The following is a 16449-nucleotide window of genomic DNA, read 5'->3' as shown; positions in this document are numbered from 1 at the left end:
ATGCAAAGTAATGTGCGAAAACCTCATCTAGTGTTAGTGATTTTTTTCGTTTCTTCGGCTCAGCACCGGAAAAACTCGCAATAATAACCCCACTTACTTCATTGAGTACACCAGCCATTCGGAGCTGGTTGAGCATGCCATCCACGCGGTACGGCTCCTCATCTACATCCTCAATTAATAAAAGATTACCAGCCGATAGTGGCATATAATCTGTACCGACAGCGCTCGCGAGTAAGCTCAGATTGCCTCCAACAATTTTGCCGTGGGCTACGCCTTCAACCACCGTTTCGATACCCGCATAAAAGCGGTCATCATAAACAAGCGCTGTAGGTGTGAATAGCTGCTGAAACTGTGCGGCTGACTGTTCTAAAAAGGTGTCATGTCCAATATCTGAGCCAAGCATCGGCCCGTGGAATGTCACCAGGTCTGCGTGACGCTGAAATGCATTATGTAAAAATGTAATATCTGAATAGCCCCAGAAAATTTTCGGATTTTGACGAATGAGCTCAAAATCGAGCGTATCCGTATAACGTGCGCTCCCATAGCCACCGCACGCACAAATAATGCCCGCAATATCCTCGCGGCGGAACATGTCCTCTACGTCCGCTTTACGCAGGTCATCGGTCGCGGATAAATAGCCATATTCGCTATGTGCTGTTTTTCCAAATTCGTATTCGAGGCCTAGCATTGTTAAAAATGCGAGCGACTTTTCCAATGCCTTTTGATTGGGTGAGCTTGCTGGTGCGATAATGCCAATTTTATCGCCCTTTTTTAATCGTTGTGGTTTCTGCATATAAGAACGCCCCCTTCGCTGTAGAAACAAACCCGTTATTTCTACAGCGAAGGGCAGTGACGAGCACTGCCAGCTTCCATTATTCTTTATCCGCAAATTTCAACTCTAAATAACCAACTGGGTGACGCACGATGCCTGATACAGAAGGCTTTTGCACGCTTAATTGATTGTAGAAATGAACAGGCACGATCGGTGCTTCTTCAATTAATAATTTCTCTGCATCTTGTAGTAATGTCCAGCGTTTTTCAGAATCTTGCTCTGATTTCGCATCCGCAATTAATTTGTCATACTCTTTATTTGACCAAGCAGTACGGTTCATTGAAGAATCCGTAATGAAGCTTTCTAATGCATTCACTGGATCTGCATAGTCATATAAGAATGATGAACGAGATAATTGATGCTTTAATTCTTTTTGCTCCGCCATAAATACGCTTGATTCCACGCTTTGTAGCTTCACTTCAACACCTAATGCTTCTTTGAACTGGTCTTGTAAGGCAACCGCCACTTTTTGGTTATCTGGTGATGTACCATACGTCAGTGTTACTTTCGGAAGTGTATCCCAGCCCTCTTCCTTCATACCTTCTTCTAATAATTTCTTCGCTTTTTCTTTATCAAGACCGATTAAATCGCCCACTGTATCACGGAATTCATTACCATCTGGCCCTTTGAAGCCATATGATACGAAGCCATGCGCTGGTTTTTGACCGATTTTCGTTACGTATTCCACGATATTATCTTGGTCTACTGCATACGCAAATGCTTGGCGTACTTTTTTGTTTGTGAATGGCTCTTTTTCTACGTTAAAGCGGTAGAATGCCACACCCGCTTGCTCTGAATTGACTAATTCATCGCTATCTTTTAATTTCGAATACATTTCACCTGGTACAGATGAAATATCCAGCTCATCTGATTGATACATTTGATATTCTGTATTCGTATCATTGACCATTGCCCACTCGACTTTATCAAGCTTTACATTGTCTTTATCCCAATACTGGTCATTTTTCTCAAAGACCATTTTTGAGTCATGATCCCATGATGCTAATTTGAATGGACCATTCGCAACAAAAGAATCTGCCTCAGCGAACCATTTCGCATTGTCTGTCGCTACTTTTTCATTTACTGGGAAGAAGCTCGGATTTGAAATAATATTTAAAAATGCTTCTGTTGGATCGGTTAATGTTACTTCAAATGTTTTATCATCAATTGCTTTAATACCAATACCATCTGCTTTCCCTTCACCTGTATTAAAGTCCTCAGCACCAACAATACCGTACGCTAAAAATGCTGCAGGTGACGCTGTTTCAGGGTCTAGCATATGCGTCCAGCCATACACGAAGTCACCAGCTGTCACTGCATCGCCATTTGACCATTTCGCATCCTCACGTAATGTAAATGTATACGTTTTTTGGTCATCTGAAATATCGATTTTTTCAGCAATGGCTTCTTTTGGCTCGTTGTTTTCATCTAAACGAACTAAGCCCTCCATTAAGTTATTTAATGGATTCCACGATACCGCATCAAATGCCACAGACGGGTCAAAGGATGTCGGCTCGACACCATTGTTTAAATACAACACTTTTTCTGACTTTTTATCGCCAGAAGACTCACTGCCTTCATTTTTTCCTGCATCCTCATTTGCGGTACAGGCCGCCATGACAACCATTGCAAGCGCCAATAGCGTAAGTAATAGCCACTTCTTCATAAAAATCCCCCTTTTGATTCAAATGATGTATGTGATGTACAACTGTACGAGTCACTAATAATTAGCGAAAAGCCCCTTTGCTCGCTCATCTTGCTGCCAGCAATAACTACGGTGCTCCTCCGTTATATATGTCGCAGGTGGTTCTACGTGCTCACAGACATCCATCGCAAATGGACAGCGTGCCGCAAAGCCACAGCCTACTGGTGGGTCAAATAAATCGGGTGGTGTGCCATCAATTGGCTTGAGCTCCTCCTCTAGTAAATCGAGACGCGGAACAGAATTAAGCAAGCCGCGCGTATATGGATGCGTGTTGCGGTAGAAAATATCCCGCTTCGTGCCAATTTCAATAATTTGACCAGCATACATGACCGCAATACGATCAGCAATTTTTGCGACAACGCCTAAATCATGGGTAATTAAAATAATGGAAATACCCATGCGCTCCTGAATCGATGCGAATAACTCTAAAATCTGCGCTTGAATCGTCACATCAAGCGCGGTCGTCGGCTCATCCGCAATAAGTACATCCGGCTCGCAAATAAGCGCAATCGCAATAACAATTCGTTGGCGCATTCCACCTGAAAACTGGTGGGCATATTGCTTTAAGCGCTCTTCTGGATTTGGAATTCCAACGAGATTCAGCATCTCGATTGCCCGTTTTTTCGCCTCACCCTTTGATAAACCATGATGGGTACGAATCCCTTCTGTTAGCTGCTCACCAATCGTCAGCGTTGGATTTAGTGCCGTCATCGGATCTTGAAAAATCATCGAAATGTCCATACCTTGAATTTTACGCAGTGCTTTTTTCGGCATCTTTGATAAATCCTTGCCGTTGTATACAATCTGCCCATTTTCAATGCGACCCGGTGGCTGTGGAATGAGGCCCATAATGGCGTTCGATGTTACACTTTTACCGCAACCCGATTCCCCTACAATGGCCAGTGTCTCACCCTTATACAAGTCAAAAGACACCCCGCGTACTGCCTTTACCTCGCCTCCAAATGTTTTGAAGGTCACATGTAAATTATGCACCTCTAATACTTTTTCACGGGCAGCAACATGCTCATGCTGCTCTGCTTGTGTCATCATGTCGTTACCCCCTTAACTTCGGATCTAGCGCATCTTGTAGACCATCGCCGAGTACGTTAAATGCGAACATCGTAATCGAAATAAATAATGCTGGGAAGAATAACCGCCACCAGTCGCCAGATAAAATAACCGGTAAGGCATCATTCGCCATTACGCCCCAGCTGGCATACGGTGCTTGTACACCAAGCCCTAAGAAACTAAGGAATGCTTCCGCAAAAATGGCACTTGGGACACTTAATGTAATTTGAACAATAATGGGCCCCATTGTATTTGGTAATAAGTTTTTACGAATAATGCGGGATGAGCTCGCACCAAAGGATTTCGAAGCGGTGACGAATTCGTAGTTTTTAATTTGTAGCACCTGCCCACGTACAATACGTGCCATACCGACCCAGCCGGTAATGGTCAGAGCAATAATAATCGTCGTTAAACTTGGCCCCATCACAACCATTAATAAAATAACAACAAGTAGATTGGGTAGGCCATATAGCACTTCAACAATACGCATCATGACCATATCGACGCGGCCACCTTTATAGCCGCTAATACCGCCATAAATAATGCCGACGATACAGTCGATTAACGCGGCCATTAAGCCAACAAATAAGGAAATCCGTGCGCCGTACCATGTTCGCGTAAAGACATCGCGCCCCATTTCATCAGTCCCAAACCAGTGCTTTGCTGAAGGGGGCTGATTTTGATTCGGTAAGTCTGTTGTCGTCACCGAATGGGGTGAAAAAATCGGTACAAAAACCGCAAAGAGTGCTAACAACACAAGAAAAATCAAGCCAAGCATCGCAAGTTTATTTTTACGAAGCCTACGCCACGCATCTTTCCAGTAAGAGAGCGACGGCCGCATGACCTGTTCTTTTTCATCGCCATCCTTTTTTTTAGGACGAAACCATTCGTCTTTTACATCGATATTTGTCATGAAGTTTCACCTTCTTTTTTATGCAGTTTAATTCGGGGATCTAGCAAGCCGTATACAATGTCGACGATAAACAGCATGAATACTAAGAAGGCGCTGTAAAAGACCGTTGTGCCCATAATAACGGGGTAATCACGGTTATTAATACTCTCAACGAAGTATTTCCCCATCCCTGGTATCGCAAAGATTTTTTCAATAACGAATGTTCCCGTTAAAATGGATGCGAGCATCGTGCCCATAATCGTCACGACCGGCATCATTGCATTACGCAGTGCATGTCGGAATACAATGCGCCATGGCTTCAGCCCCTTCGCCTTTGCCATCTTTATGTAGTCCTGTGTCAGCACCTCAAGCATACTTGAGCGTGTTAGACGGGCGATAATCGCCATTGGGCCTGTAGCGAGGGCAAGTGTTGGCAAAATCATATGCTTTGGACTCGACCATGTAGCAGCAGGTAACCAACCAAGCTGACCCGCAAATACTTGAATCAGTACCGTCGCTAAAATAAAGTTTGGAATGGATATTCCAATAACCGCAATCGCCATCGCAAAATAATCAATGAGCCCGTTATGCCGCAGCGCTGCGAGCGTTCCTAAAATAATCCCGGAAATACAGGCGACAATAATCGTAATCATGCCGAGCTCAAGCGAGATTGGAAATCCTCGTTCTAGCAGCGAATTCACTGTTTCATTCGGCTTTTTAATCGATGGGCCAAAATCGAATGTCACAATGGCTTTCAAATAACTGACATACTGTACCGGAAGCGGATCATCGAGGTGATAAAACTTTTCTAAGTTTTGTTGAATGACCGGATTCGACGTTTTATCGCTGTCAAATGGCGAGCCCGGAATCGAATGCATAAGCGCAAAAGTCAAGGTCGCAATAATAAAAATCGTCGCAATCATCATAAGAAAACGTTTAATAATGTATGAAACCATCTGTGTGCACCTCCTACTCAAGCTAAATTTAAAAGGAAACAAAAATCTTTTATGGTTATTTTTGTTAAAAATATATTATCAGAATTTTCCTACTATTACAATTTTATTCTACAAAAATATTCGAAATATGCTTAGTTACGCTGTAAAATGCTAGAAACATTCCAAATTCCATTTATCACTCTTTTTTCATTGGATAAAAATACTATTGTTCAGTATTTTTGTTAATATATTAAGATTTTTCGTCATACGGAATTTATCGAAATTCAGCTAGCTAATCTTTCTTTAAACAGCAAAAAAGCGATTGATGAAAAAAGTCCATCAATCGCTTTTACTTATCTATTCATTTAGTCCTTGTTTAACATTGCATAGACTTGCTCCACATCTTTGTCCCCGCGCCCTGAAATATTGACGATAATGACATCATCGGTTGATAGTGTCGGTGCAAATTTCAGCGCATATGCCACGGCATGTGAGCTTTCTAACGCCGGAATAATACCTTCTTCTTTTGAAAGTATCATAAAGGCTTCTAATACTTCCTCATTCGATACGGTCACATATTCCCCGCGCCCTGTCACTTTTAACTGAGAGTGCTCAGGACCTGCGCCGGGATAATCTAAACCTGCCGCAATCGAATATGTTGGCTGTGGATTCCCTGCCTCATCTTGTAGCACAAGGCAGCGGAAGCCATGTAAATCACCCGGTGTTCCCTGTGTAAGCGATGGTGCCTGGTCCGGTTCAACACCAATCAAGCGTACCGCTGCATCATCAATATATTCTGCAAACGAACCAATGGCATTACTCCCACCACCCACACATGCTAGAACAGCTGTCGGTAATTTGCCTTCTTTTTCTAAAATTTGTTCGCGACTTTCGCGGCTAATGACGGATTGGAAATGCTTCACCATCGTTGGGAATGGATGTGGGCCGACAGCCGAGCCTAGTAGATAAAATGAATTTTCATAGTTCTCTACTAAATCGGCAAATGCCGCATCAACCGCTTCTTTTAAGCGACCTTGCCCATCTGTTACCGCAACAACTTTCGCACCTAAGAGCTCCATACGGAATACATTTAGCGCTTGGCGTTTCATATCTTCCGCACCCATATAAATGACACAATCCATTTTAAACATTGCACAAACGGTTGCCGTTGCGACACCATGCTGACCAGCACCTGTCTCCGCAATAATACGGTGCGCACCCATACGTTTTGCTAAAAGAATTTGTCCTAATACATTGTTGATTTTATGAGATCCTGTATGATTCAAGTCCTCGCGCTTTAAGTAGATTTTTGCGCCACCTAAACGAGTCGTTAAATTTTCAGCGAAGTAAAGGGGTGACTTACGCCCAACATACTCACTGAAATAATAATCAAGCTCTTTTTTGAAATCTGCATCATCTTTATATTTATTGAAGTTTTCCTCTAAAATCGATAATACATTTTGCAATTCAGGTGGAACCTGACTACCACCAAACTCACCAAAATAACCTGCTTGTGTTTTTTCTAAACTCATCTCAACCTGCTCCTCTCATAAACAAAACTGAATATTCAGTATATTCTAATAGACTATCTCAACTTTTTCAATCTAAACGGTCAAACTAAGCAAATTACTGCACATTCGCTATAAGCTCTTCTAACATCTGCTCGGTAAAGGCTGCTCCGCGTGCGTCAAGTACACGTACCGGTGACGCATCGCCTAACTTCTCATAAATCTCGCCATGCTGTGGTGAAAAATGCGTATCCGTTAGCTGCATCATTCCTAAATCCATAAAGGAATCTCCTGCTGCATAGTGGACAGTCGGCTGAATTTTGTCTAGAACATATGTCACTGCCGCCTCCTTAGACAATGTTTTTGGCAGTGCATAAAATTTCTTACCATGTAAATACGTCGTCCAGTCTGCTTGTTGGAATTGTTCATGCAGCGCATTGAGGGCATCAATATCTTTTTTCGCTTCATCTATTAGTAACACGTAAAATAGTTCATCGACGCCATTAATTTTACGAAACATCTCCATTTCCCAGCATGCCGCAAAGCGCGTACGAAAATCGTCGAAACTCAGACAAGTTGAAACATTTTTTGCGACAATTTTTGACCATTCCTCATCTACCTCACCATTACGTAATACAAAGCCACCATTACAAGCGACCGCATAGTGTGGTACTTTTTGTTGAAATAATTCAATGCGCGCATACTGTGCAAGCGAGCGCGTCGTCACGGGAATAATATCAATGTTACGTGCAGTCACTTCTTCCATTAACTGCGCCGTTTTATTTGAAATATAGGAAATCGGCTTGCCATCTAGCTGCTCAATACAGCGCGTTTCTTCAAGCGGAATACCAATTGTACGTTCTGAAAAAATAAAGGTACGATCTAAATCTGTTGTTAATACATGCATTATTCTGTTAGCTCCTTAATCAAACCACAGCAAGAATAGCTCATATCTGTGTATACTTCCACCGGCACACCGCGCTCTTCAGCCAACATATAAATATGCTGTAGGTCCGCATCATGCGCTGGATTTACGAGAATCTTCCATGGCACACGACGCAGTAGCACACGCGTCGTTTCGCCAACACCTGGTTTAATATGATGTGTATTTTGAATATTAAATTTCTTTTGAATGCGTTCTACAGACTGCATGCCAAGCCATGTTACAGGCTCTGTCGTTAAATCATCTGGTGTAGTCTCTGAGAAATGCTGTGCAATCGTGTCAATATACAAGTTTGAAACATCTTGGTCTACTAAATGCGCATAATACTTTGCCCCATGAAAATCGCCCTCATGAATCCAGTCATCATTTAATACAGTACGACTGACAAGACCCGATACAGTCGAGTTCAAGCAAGCAGAAGGAATTAAAAAGTCATCACGCGTGCCATACATCGATGAGCAATGCCCGGGGTCTGCAAGCACTGCGAGCGTATCATCTAGCTCAATGCCTTGCTGCTTCAGCCCTTTACAAGCCTCCGTCAATTCACGCGTAATCGCGCCCTTACCTGTCCAGCCATCAACAAACTGTAGCTCTGCCTCCGGATGCTGTGCGAGCATATAACGAATCGCCACTTCATCAATGCCGCGATCACGAACGATTGAAATCGCATAATGTGGCACTGTACGCTTATATTTCTGCTCTAAATAACGTTTAATTAAAATACCAATTGGCGTACCAGCTCGCGCTAAGCTTACGAGCACTACGCGGTCAATCGATTTATGCGCCACAATCATTTCCGCTACAGCCGCGACCGCATCAGCAATACGCTTACTGTACTGTGCGAGCGTCTTATGGAAAAGTTCAATATATGCCTCACTCGGCTGAAATTCCTTTGGAAGCATTGTCGAATAATGCACCCCTTGCTGAATCAGTTGCTCACGCGCAAATGTATCTTTTTCTAGCTCAATATCACTTAAATCCTTCAATAAAAAAATAACATCATCAGCACTATAACTCGTTTTCATAAATGTGTTGACCGTCATACTGCAACACCCCTCTCGTTAATTCAACTACTAGTACAGGCACAGATAATTGCGCAATAAGCGTATCTAGTCCTTGCTGGTCCGCAATACGCTCTACCACGATGATAATTTGCTCAAAGTTTCCTTTTGATACGCTATATAAGAAGTTTGGTACACCTGCATTCTCAAGGCTTCCAAAACGATATTTTTCATAAATAACCGACTGTTCATCTACAAAAATTGGGCTTCGTGTCGTTGATTGTGTATATACGTCCTCACCTAGATTCAGCCCTAACATCATCGGTAAAAACATGCATTCACCGGTACCGACAACGAGTGTTTTCCCACGTTTTGGTAATGACCGCTTCGCAAGCTTTGCTAAGAATTGCACGTTTTCCTCTGCTGTTAAACCAAAGCGCCCTGTTTCGTAGGCATAGCCCTTCGTACAAACTGAACCATCCTCACTCTGACTTGTCAGCGGCAACACTTCGACAAACGCTTTTTCTGAAATCGTTGCCTCCTTCACGTCATAGACAGGCGCTTCTGGTACAACCTCTTCATCGTAAAAGGCACCCTCAACCGCCATTTCCCCAGCCATTAAGGTCACGACATTTAGCGTAATGTGATGCTCGTTCGCAAACGTTTCATATGCCGCGCGTTCCGCTTCATTTCGCCAATCTAAAATGGATACGACCGTATAGCGCTTAATATGCGGATAATATGCCGCAAGCTCTGCGATAATATTCAAATTCGTTTTTCCTGTCGACATTTCATCGTCCACAAGTACGATTTGTGCAGCCTCGTCAAAAAAACCCTCCGGCGCATAGAGACGATGACTTGTCGCATGAGAATGCTCCTCTTCAAAAGCAATTGAAGATGCGCGCTCCTGAATCTTCTCACGTGTCGTATGGATATACGTGGCATTAGCTGAAAATGCATTAAAAAAGGCATGTCCAAGCGCTGTTGCGGTCTCCGCAAAGCCAATGACCGCGATTTTTTCAGGTGCTGCCATACGCTGCTCAGCAAGCGACACGGTTGGTTCATTTGCCTTTAGACCCGCTACTAACTGCTTAGCAGCCGGATGCATTTGACCATATTGTGTTTCTAAAAAGCGACACGCTAATAAAAAGCCTGTATACAGTGGTACGAATGGCTTTACATGTAAATGCTTCCCGAGCACCTTTGATACGAATAAAAATTGGCGTTTTTTATTAATGCGTAGCGCCAAATCAAATAATTGTCTTTCCTCAAACTCATATGGATTGTCGCGAATTGTCGTTGTGACACGTAACCGCTCGTCAATTGAAAAAGTACCCATTTTATAGCCCCCTACATTAAATCAAGATGTGTTTTTTGTGGTAGTAAGACACCATACATTTCTGCCTGGCGTACAATTCGTGTTGCCCAGTAATGATGGGGCTTCATTTCATTCATTTTATTGCCATACGTACTTTTTAATACGCCTGCATCCTCTGCATGATCAAGAATGGCTAGTGCATCAGCATAGTCCTCCTGTGATACCGCATAATAAGCATTTACAAATTGAACATGCGTTGGATGAATGACTGTTTTCCCTTGGAAGCCATTCAATTTATCAAGCTCACATTCTTTTTGTAGACCTTGCAGTGCCGGTGTCAGCGTCTTCGTTGCGACAGGGCCATCTTGCAATGTTGTTGGTGAATCAAAATATTCCCATACCGCACCAGAGATAATGAAGCCATCCTCTTGGCGCCCAAAAATATTTAAAATATCCGTTAGCCCATCACGTAATACTAGGACGTCATACAGACTTTGATGGCGCTTGCGACGAATACCATAAACCCCTAAGAAATCCGTTGCGCCAATACGCACGTTTAAAATCATTTCTCGGTGTTCATGTAATAATTCATGTAAATTTTTTAGCTGTGCAAGACGATTTTCCTTATACAATAAATTCGCTGTTTCTAGTACAGGCATCGCATACAATTGGTAGCCCTTCGCCCGTTCACGTTTTAACACATGCAAATAAGCCGCTCCGTTTTCAAGCTCAAACTTTGGCATGACATAACCTGTCAAAAGATGCTGGACGGGGCGCAATTTCGTCACTACCTCTTCAAGATGCTTCGGTGTTCGTGCGCGCACAAATAATAATGGCAGTTCATCTTCTGTCAGCTGGTTTGTTGTTAAAAAACGGTCGATTTCTAATAATGTTACATACGTATTTTCAAGTGCTAGCGCCACATCATGATCGGCGACAGCATCCTCTAAATCGATGATGAGCGTCGTAAGCTGTGGAAACTTTTTCGTACGCACATCCTCAGAAATTTGTGTGCGTGTTCCTGGTGTATACATTGCAGCGCCTAAACCAAGAGCTAAATCCTCTTTGTTAGTGTGCTTTGTAAAAGGCTTCGGCAGTTTCGATAAAATCATCGTTAGTTGTTGCTCTGATAAATGATTGTGAAATCGCATATGTAACGCCTCCTTAATAAAAGGGGCTGTTTTTCATTCGAACAGCCCCCCTTCATTTGAAATCATCGTTTCTTGAAATATCTTTTTTTAATTATACGGTGAGTATAATCTTTAAATCAAATTTGTGCTGTAAAAAGAAAAGAAGGCACTCCTTCTAAGAAGTACCTTCCCTTTTTTTATTTATTTTATGCACAACAAAGGTCGCGGCGAATGCAATCACTAAAATCGCAAAGAATACATAATGCGAAATATGAATACCGAAGACGCCAAGGAGCATTTTTAATGCGATAATGAAAATCAACACAAAGGCTGTCGTTTCAAGCTCTGGTACCCGGTCAATTAAATTGACGAACACGCCGGCAATGGTACGCATCATTAAGATTCCGAGCATCCCACCAATTAGTAGCACCCATACCTCACTTGAAATTGCAAACGCTGCTAGAATAGAATCCACAGAGAACGCGATGTCCATTAACTCAACAGCTACAACCGTCCCCCAGAACATCCCAAACATCTTAACAAGTAGTCCCTTTTTATCGAATTCTTTCGCCTCATCATCGCCTGAGCCTTTTTTGCGGAAATAATCAATACTAATCCACATTAAATATGCGGCACCTAGCACTTTGATAAACCAGAACTTCACAAGGTAGACGCCGATTCCGATAAAGATGAAGCGGAAAATATAGGCACCTAGTAAACCATATAATAATGCTTTTTTCCGTTGTTTTTCTGGTAAATGCTTGACGAGAACAGCTAACACCAATGCATTATCGGCTGATAAAAGGCCTTCCAATACAACAAGTGATAAAATTAAGCCCCAGTTGACTGGATTGGATAAAACCTCTACCCAGTGATCCCAATCAAAAAATAACGCGTAGGTAGATAAAATTTGATTAATAATTTCCATAGAGGGCTACCGGATTAAACAGATAAGCCGTATGCATTTACTAATGCACCTAAGCCACCTTGGAAGCCTGCACCTACTGCATTAAATTTCCAGTCACTATTGTGACGATATAGCTCACAGAATACGACTGCTGTTTCGATTGAGAAATCTTCTCCTAAGTCAAAGCGTAAGATTTCTTGTCCTGTATTTTCGTCTACAAGACGCGCAAACGCATTAGATACTTGACCGAAGTTTTGATTACGTACTTCCGCATCATGAATCGTTACCGTAAAGGCGATTTTATCGACATCCGCTGGTACAGCTGATAGATCGACAGTGATTTGTTCATCATCGCCATCCCCTTCACCTGTACGGTTGTCCCCTGTATGGCGAACAGAACCATCTGTACTTTGTAGATTGTTATAGAAAATAAAATCTAAATCTTGGCGGCATTTGCCTGCACTATTTAATAAGAAGGCTGAAGCATCTAAATCATAATCTTGCCCGCCATCATAGTTTTTAATATCCCATCCTAAACCAATAATAATTTTACTTAACGTTGGATTGTCTTTCGTTAAATCAATACGTTGCCCTTTACTTAGTTGAATTGCCATGAGAAATTCCTCCATTATAAGTATATTATTTGCTACCTGCTTGCCACTTCATACCAAAGCCATATGCTTTGTCAAGGTTTTGATGACTATCAAAATACTCAACAAGTCGTTTGACGCTAAAGGTTTCATTGTTGACGTTTTCAATCATCGCAATGGCACACATGCGCTTGTCTTTACTATGCTCATCAAGACGCACCACAATATCCTGCCCGCCCGGATAGCTTAGTGTGACGACACCATCTGCCTCGGTCCAATTTGTCACACCTTCATAAATAAACGTGTAGACTAAAATACGTTTAATCCTTGCCACCTGTAAGCCGTTGATACGCAGATTTTCACCTGCAGAAACCGCACCTGTACGATCATCTCCGTCTAACTGAATAAACGGCTTTTGCTCGTACGCACCAAAGGCATTGCCAAGCGCCTGTACACAGCCTTTTTCACCTGATGTTAATTCGACTAAACAACCTAAGTCGAGGTCAATACCTTGATTGCCACCAAACAGTGACTTCAAAAATCCACCTGACTTGCCAGTTTGCTGATTCCAATTCAAGTTAACGGTAATCGGACCAAGCTCCTGCTTTTTGTCGAGATTAATCGACTGCCCTTTTTTCGTCAACTCAATTTTATCTAAATTAACCATGCAGAACCCCCTTATATGAAGTTACTTCTATTTTACAGTAACTACCAACTGAAATTCTACCCTAAAGGCTAAGATTGCTGCGATTTATACGCAGCAATCTCCTGCTTTGTCCAATGATGACGTTTAAACTGCCGCCATTGTTCCAAATCAAAGTGAATACGAAACGTCAAAAACTGCTGAAATGTATCATGTCCTTTTAGTTGGTTGCAATAAAGACAAGAAGCTACATAGTTACTTTCATGGTCTGGCCCACCAAAAGCGCGCGGCACAATATGGTCAATGCTCTCTGCCTGTTCACCACAGTAGGCACATGAAACACCGTATAAATGAGGTGGCACAGAGACGCTTTCCTCTTCTGATATCTCTTCAACAGGCGCTACTGCCGCTTCTGTTTGTGTCATCTGCTCAATCAGCCCCATGTCAAGATGCCAGGACGCAAGGAACTGAGCTAAAAATGCCTTTTCTTCATTTGAAGGAGTCGTTCGCATAAGCGCCACCCCTTCTACCTCATACCATGTTAAAACACGCATTGGCTCGTCAACATATGCCGCAAGCGCAGTATTATCTGGCTTTTTAAACTGCTCACAAAATTCTTGAAAGCTATCGCGCGCCGTATCTTCATAAAGAAGCACAAGAAACGGCAGCATTTTCCGCTGAATCGTCTTTGAAATACGTGGCTGTAACTCCGGTTGCTCTACTAATGTTAGGAGTGCAAAATAAAGACCCGTCACATGCGCAGTCGGAATCGACGGCTTTGCGAGGAGCTTTTCGATACGACATGCTGCACAGAGCTTACTCCCGAAATAAGGTGTAGTTGCATCAAGCCACGATAACGGTCGATTTTCGCGCGCGCAATTTGCACATTTTTTCATTGAATCACTCCTCTAGTTTATAGAATTTAAAGGCTTCAAGAGGCGGTACTTGTTTTGGGAAGAACTCTGTATCATGATACTGCAGCGGTAGCGTTTCAAAATCAAACGTATCGTCCACACAGCTAATATAGACGTCATATGCCTCGTCATCACTTGGTACGAAGCATTTTCGACTTTCACCATACTGCAGTGCCTCTCCAATACTTTTATGTAATCGTTCAAGCGCAGCTCGATTCCCAACAATGTATGCATCGTCATGCCACTGACTTTGCCCATAGAGATGTAAACAATCTGGTCGCGCATCCGTCATTTCCTTATCAAGTGCTGCTAAATGCGTATCAATCCGAGTTATGATTCCTTGAGGCGTCGTTTCATCTATAAATAGCTCTTCGGAAAAATCAAGCGTTAAAAAAGGCTTTGGTGCATAACGGATTAGCCTTTCCTTCAGCGGTCCTTCTTGTACAAATAGAAATAATTCATTTAACTGTTCATTCATATAGACATACAGATGAATGGACTGATCCCCTTTTGTGAAATGTAACTGTTTCAAACAAGAGGCTAGTTCTCGCTCTTCTCCAATTGTAAAGCCCTTTGGAATCAGCTTTAGCTGGTCAAAATAGCGAACCATTTTGATTGTTGTCGGAAATGAGTGCGAGCTATAATAATATAAATTTGTCATCGTTATTCTCCTTCCATCATCTGCTTCAAGCACGTATTAAATGGATGCTCTGCTACATCCTCATTGCGTGTACAAATATACAAGCTTTGCTGAATGGCTGGGCAATCGACTAAAACGCGTGCGAGCTTCTGCTGCGCAAGTCGCTCCTCTATGCTAATAAGCGGCGCAAGTGTCATCCCAAGTCCGGCCTCTACAACGCGAATAGACTCTTCTACTCCTTGAATTTCCACAAAGGCTGGTGGTAGCTTTTTATTATTTGCCGCAAAAACACTTTCTAATAATGTTCGTGTAGAGCTTCCCTTTTCGCGATAGACAAAGGGCTCAGCACAGATTGCTTCTAGTGATACCTTTTGATTGGCTAGCGGATGGCTCGGGTGCACAATGAAAATAAAATCGAGATCGCGCACATGCTCAAATCGTAGCTCATCGTCTTTAACCTGCTGCTGTACAACATAGCCAAAATCAACCTCATGCCGCAAAATCCGCTCCTTCACAGACTGCACATTGCCGAGCGAGAGCTCAAATTTCGTTGTCGGATACTGTTTTTGATACATCGCCATCACATGCGGCAGTACATAATTCGTGGAAATATATGAAGCAGCCACTTTAATCGTCTGTTGCCCCGCTAAGAAAGTATGAAATTTTTGCTCAATCATCTGCTCATGCTTAAATAACGAGTCCCCGTGCTCGTATAAATACGCGCCCGCTTCCGTTAATTGAATGCCTCGACCTCTTCCTTCAACGAGTGCCGTATCTAGCTCCTGCTCGAGCTTTCGAAGCTGCATCGTTACAGCCGGCTGCGTCAAATTAAGTTTTTCAGCGGCCGCTGTCACACTACCACAGGACGCAACTGCTGTGAAAATTTTAAATGCATGTAAATTCATTTAGCCCTCCATTTATCAATTTAATTTATAAATTATCGATAACTATCTATTAGATTTATAAGTAGTATAGCATTACGATAATTGTAAGAGGTGACAGTTATGGATTTCCTATTATTATTTTTTATCGGTATTTTCGCAGCCATCATCGGCGTCATGTTTGGTGCGGCAGGCTTTGTGCTATTACCCGCCATGCTCTTATTTGGCATCCCGATTCACACAACAATTGCCGCCAATAAATTTGCAACCGGCGTTTCATCTCTCACGACCGCACTCACTCTAATACTACATAAAAAAGTATCCCTCAAAAAAATGAGCCCACTGATGCTACTCGCTGTTTTGGGCGGTATTAGTGGCGCATTTTTAGCGACACGCCTTAGCGATGACACGATGAATATCGTTGCCTGCATCATTTTGATTGCGATGTTCTTCGTTGTGTTAAAAGGAACCCCCTCATCGCAACTAGAAGACAAGGAGCCTATTCGACATCACCGCTCCATCACACCATTTTTCATTGGCAT

At 42.6% G+C, this 16449-nt stretch carries 17 protein-coding genes; 1 reads left to right on the top strand and 16 read right to left on the bottom strand.

Going from position 1 to position 16449, the window contains the following annotated elements:
* The 16 genes from KTHG_RS14695 to KTHG_RS14620 all read right to left on the bottom strand — a co-directional run.
* On the bottom strand, positions 1–793 hold a 793-nt coding region (locus tag KTHG_RS14695; RefSeq protein WP_139994880.1), incomplete at its 3' end, for a S66 peptidase family protein.
* 79 nt (positions 794–872) lie between these two features.
* Positions 873–2498 carry a peptide ABC transporter substrate-binding protein gene (locus tag KTHG_RS14690; RefSeq protein ID WP_147633125.1) on the bottom strand — a complete coding sequence of 542 codons (1626 nt, stop codon included), beginning with the start codon at positions 2496–2498 and terminating at the stop codon, positions 873–875.
* 54 nt (positions 2499–2552) lie between these two features.
* Entirely contained in the window at positions 2553–3587 is a 1035-nt protein-coding gene (locus KTHG_RS14685) for an ABC transporter ATP-binding protein (RefSeq protein ID WP_305000249.1), read from the bottom strand.
* A gap of 4 nt (positions 3588–3591) precedes the next feature.
* Positions 3592–4518 (bottom strand): ABC transporter permease, encoded by a 927-nt coding sequence (locus KTHG_RS14680; protein WP_126990456.1) that lies wholly within the window; start codon positions 4516–4518, stop codon positions 3592–3594.
* Positions 4515–5453 (bottom strand): ABC transporter permease, encoded by a 939-nt coding sequence (locus KTHG_RS14675; protein WP_126990457.1) that lies wholly within the window; start codon positions 5451–5453, stop codon positions 4515–4517. The genes KTHG_RS14680 and KTHG_RS14675 overlap by 4 nt, the downstream gene beginning before the upstream one ends.
* 344 nt (positions 5454–5797) lie before the next feature.
* Positions 5798–6964, bottom strand: coding sequence for a tryptophan synthase subunit beta (gene trpB, locus KTHG_RS14670; RefSeq protein ID WP_139994651.1), 1167 nt, complete (start codon positions 6962–6964; stop codon positions 5798–5800).
* 94 nt (positions 6965–7058) lie between these two features.
* Positions 7059–7847, bottom strand: a complete 789-nt coding sequence (locus tag KTHG_RS14665) for an HAD family hydrolase (RefSeq protein WP_126990459.1) — start codon at positions 7845–7847, stop codon at positions 7059–7061.
* Positions 7847–8926 carry a cysteine protease StiP family protein gene (locus KTHG_RS14660; RefSeq protein ID WP_139994649.1) on the bottom strand — a complete coding sequence of 360 codons (1080 nt, stop codon included), beginning with the start codon at positions 8924–8926 and terminating at the stop codon, positions 7847–7849. Before KTHG_RS14660 ends, KTHG_RS14665 begins: the two co-directional genes overlap by 1 nt.
* Positions 8892–10223 (bottom strand): phosphoribosyltransferase domain-containing protein, encoded by a 1332-nt coding sequence (locus KTHG_RS14655; protein ID WP_139994647.1) that lies wholly within the window; start codon positions 10221–10223, stop codon positions 8892–8894. Before KTHG_RS14655 ends, KTHG_RS14660 begins: the two co-directional genes overlap by 35 nt.
* An 11-nt stretch (positions 10224–10234) precedes the next feature.
* Positions 10235–11353 (bottom strand): HpcH/HpaI aldolase/citrate lyase family protein, encoded by a 1119-nt coding sequence (locus tag KTHG_RS14650; protein ID WP_139994645.1) that lies wholly within the window; start codon positions 11351–11353, stop codon positions 10235–10237.
* A 154-nt stretch (positions 11354–11507) separates the two neighbouring features.
* Positions 11508–12260, bottom strand: a complete 753-nt coding sequence (locus KTHG_RS14645) for a TerC family protein (protein WP_139994643.1) — start codon at positions 12258–12260, stop codon at positions 11508–11510.
* 14 nt (positions 12261–12274) lie between these two features.
* Positions 12275–12853: a TerD family protein gene (locus KTHG_RS14640; protein ID WP_126990464.1), complete on the bottom strand. Its 579-nt coding sequence runs from the start codon at positions 12851–12853 to the stop codon at positions 12275–12277.
* A gap of 25 nt (positions 12854–12878) precedes the next feature.
* Positions 12879–13496: a TerD family protein gene (locus KTHG_RS14635; protein ID WP_139994641.1), complete on the bottom strand. Its 618-nt coding sequence runs from the start codon at positions 13494–13496 to the stop codon at positions 12879–12881.
* Positions 13497–13564: 68 nt separating this feature from the next.
* Positions 13565–14368 carry an HNH endonuclease gene (locus KTHG_RS14630; protein WP_139994639.1) on the bottom strand — a complete coding sequence of 268 codons (804 nt, stop codon included), beginning with the start codon at positions 14366–14368 and terminating at the stop codon, positions 13565–13567.
* Positions 14369–14372: 4 nt separating this feature from the next.
* Complete coding sequence (locus KTHG_RS14625; protein ID WP_139994637.1) at positions 14373–15047, bottom strand: hypothetical protein; 675 nt, start codon at positions 15045–15047, stop codon at positions 14373–14375.
* Positions 15048–15049: 2 nt separating this feature from the next.
* Positions 15050–15931 carry a LysR family transcriptional regulator gene (locus KTHG_RS14620; RefSeq protein ID WP_139994635.1) on the bottom strand — a complete coding sequence of 294 codons (882 nt, stop codon included), beginning with the start codon at positions 15929–15931 and terminating at the stop codon, positions 15050–15052.
* Between the two features lie 99 nt (positions 15932–16030).
* Between KTHG_RS14620 and KTHG_RS14615 the strand changes: the two genes are divergently transcribed.
* A partial coding sequence (locus KTHG_RS14615) for a sulfite exporter TauE/SafE family protein (protein WP_139994876.1) occupies positions 16031–16449 on the top strand: 419 nt, incomplete at its 3' end.

Origin of the sequence: Kurthia sp. Dielmo, assembly GCF_000307285.2 — a bacterium.
GTDB lineage: Bacteria > Bacillota > Bacilli > Bacillales_A > Planococcaceae > Kurthia > Kurthia populi.
The sequence above is the reverse complement of the archived record's forward strand: the minus strand, read 5'-3'. Positions and strand labels throughout refer to the sequence as shown.

Bases quoted from the DNA above. Each gene is read 5' to 3' on its own strand.
- KTHG_RS14690 (WP_147633125.1), bottom strand. From the start codon at position 2,498: ATGAAGAAGTGGCTATTACTTACGCTATTGGCGCTTGCAATGGTTGTC.
- KTHG_RS14685 (WP_305000249.1), bottom strand. From the start codon at position 3,587: ATGATGACACAAGCAGAGCAGCATGAGCATGTTGCTGCCCGTGAAAAA.
- KTHG_RS14680 (WP_126990456.1), bottom strand. From the start codon at position 4,518: ATGACAAATATCGATGTAAAAGACGAATGGTTTCGTCCTAAAAAAAAG.
- KTHG_RS14675 (WP_126990457.1), bottom strand. From the start codon at position 5,453: ATGGTTTCATACATTATTAAACGTTTTCTTATGATGATTGCGACGATT.
- trpB (WP_139994651.1), bottom strand. From the start codon at position 6,964: ATGAGTTTAGAAAAAACACAAGCAGGTTATTTTGGTGAGTTTGGTGGT.
- KTHG_RS14665 (WP_126990459.1), bottom strand. From the start codon at position 7,847: ATGCATGTATTAACAACAGATTTAGATCGTACCTTTATTTTTTCAGAA.
- KTHG_RS14660 (WP_139994649.1), bottom strand. From the start codon at position 8,926: ATGACGGTCAACACATTTATGAAAACGAGTTATAGTGCTGATGATGTT.
- KTHG_RS14655 (WP_139994647.1), bottom strand. From the start codon at position 10,223: ATGGGTACTTTTTCAATTGACGAGCGGTTACGTGTCACAACGACAATT.
- KTHG_RS14650 (WP_139994645.1), bottom strand. From the start codon at position 11,353: ATGCGATTTCACAATCATTTATCAGAGCAACAACTAACGATGATTTTA.
- KTHG_RS14645 (WP_139994643.1), bottom strand. From the start codon at position 12,260: ATGGAAATTATTAATCAAATTTTATCTACCTACGCGTTATTTTTTGAT.
- KTHG_RS14640 (WP_126990464.1), bottom strand. From the start codon at position 12,853: ATGGCAATTCAACTAAGTAAAGGGCAACGTATTGATTTAACGAAAGAC.
- KTHG_RS14635 (WP_139994641.1), bottom strand. From the start codon at position 13,496: ATGGTTAATTTAGATAAAATTGAGTTGACGAAAAAAGGGCAGTCGATT.
- KTHG_RS14630 (WP_139994639.1), bottom strand. From the start codon at position 14,368: ATGAAAAAATGTGCAAATTGCGCGCGCGAAAATCGACCGTTATCGTGG.
- KTHG_RS14625 (WP_139994637.1), bottom strand. From the start codon at position 15,047: ATGACAAATTTATATTATTATAGCTCGCACTCATTTCCGACAACAATC.
- KTHG_RS14620 (WP_139994635.1), bottom strand. From the start codon at position 15,931: ATGAATTTACATGCATTTAAAATTTTCACAGCAGTTGCGTCCTGTGGT.